The organism is Bifidobacterium sp. VU/mBH4 (B4) (assembly GCF_058199535.1).
Genome location: NZ_JBVPQJ010000017.1, coordinates 1 through 1,673, shown reverse-complemented (window position 1 = coordinate 1,673; position 1,673 = coordinate 1). Strand labels below are relative to the sequence as shown.

The 1,673-nt window shown below is 61.4% G+C and carries 1 protein-coding gene; it reads left to right on the top strand.

What is annotated here, in order from left to right:
- On the top strand, positions 1-1,673 hold a 1,673-nt coding region (locus tag AC0AII_RS08780), incomplete at both ends, for an RCC1 domain-containing protein (protein ID WP_490446836.1).

Genomic DNA, 1,673 nt, shown 5'->3' with positions numbered 1-1,673 from the left:
GGCAGGAACACCAAGTGGAGCATCAGCCCCGACAAGGGCAGCCAGCTGGGCAGGGAACCCGCCACCATCACCCCGCCGGACAGCGCCAGCCGAGGCATAAAGTTCAGCCAGGTCAGCGCATCAACATATGACGGTAGCAATTCCTATGGTTTCTCCTTGGCCATTGGCAGCGACGGGAACGCCTACGCATGGGGAGACAACAGCAAAGGCCAGCTCGGCGACGGAGGGACGTCCACCAGCCGGAATACGCCGGTCATGGTGAGGACGCCCGACCGCAAGACATACCCGGATCTGCCTGCGGATTTCACCTACGTGCAGGTCAGCGCCGGAGGCGAGCATTCGTTGGCCTTGGGCAGCGACGGATACGTCTACGCCTGGGGGAACAACAGCTATGGCCAGCTCGGCAACAACAGCACCAGCTATTCGTATGTTCCTGTGCGCGTGCGTGACCCCGCCAACCCCACTGACACGAGCAAAGGACTGAAAGCCGCACAAGTAAGCGCCGGATACTGGCATTCGTTGGCCATGGGCAGCGATGGGAACGCCTACGCGTGGGGATACAACGATAATAGCCAGCTTGGCGACGGGACGAGAAGCAGAAGGACGACGCCGGTCATGGTGAGGACACCTGATCGCAAGACATACCCGGATCTGCCTGCGGATTTCAGCTACGTGCAGGTCAGTGCCGGATCTTGGCATTCGCTGGCCTTGGGCAGCAATGGAGACGTCTACGCCTGGGGATGGAACAAATTTGGCCAGCTCGGCAACAACAACTACAGTGATGACTTCAGTGGAAACCCGGTTCCTGTACGCGTGCGTGACCCCGCCAACCCCACTGACACAAACAAAGGACTGAAAGCCGTACAGGTGAGCGCCGGATTCGATCATTCGCTGGCCTTGGGCAGCAATGGAGACGTCTACGCCTGGGGATACAACAACCTTGGCCAGCTCGGCAACAACACCACCAGCGGAATGTTCGCGAATCCTGTTCCTGTGCACGTGCGTGACCCCGCCAACCCCACTGACACAAGCAAAGGACTGAAAGCCGTACAGGTGAGCGCCGGATACTCTCATTCGCTAGCCGTGGGCAGCGACGGCTACGGCTACGCCTGGGGAGACAACAGCAATGGTCAGCTCGGCAACAACACCACCAACAATTTGTCTGTTCCTGTGCACGTGCGTGACCCCGCCAACCCCACTGACACAAGCAAAGGACTGAAAGCCACGCAGGTCAGCGGCGGATACTATCACTCACTGGCCGTCGGTAGCGACGGCAACGCCTACGCCTGGGGAGACAACAACTACGGCCAGCTCGGCAACAACAGCTACAGCAAGTCGACTGTTCCTGTGCCGGTGTCGTTCAACCTGGCTCTGGTGATCACCGGCGTCAGGTTCGACACCAACCCCGGCACGAACCTGACGCGCGGCGATGGCAGCAGCGTAACCGTGACAACGCCCGCACACGCGCCGGGCACGGTCACCGTCAGCGTGGACTACACGCTGGGCGGCGCACCCCAAACGCCCGACACATCCTTGAGGTACACGTACCTGCCCGCAGGCGTGCTCCCCAAGGCCGGCGGGGAAGGCATCCTGCTCGCCCTGGCCACCGGCATGACCGGCATGGGCGGGATCCTGGCCTCACGCCGCCACCGGAGGGAACAACATAGTCTGTC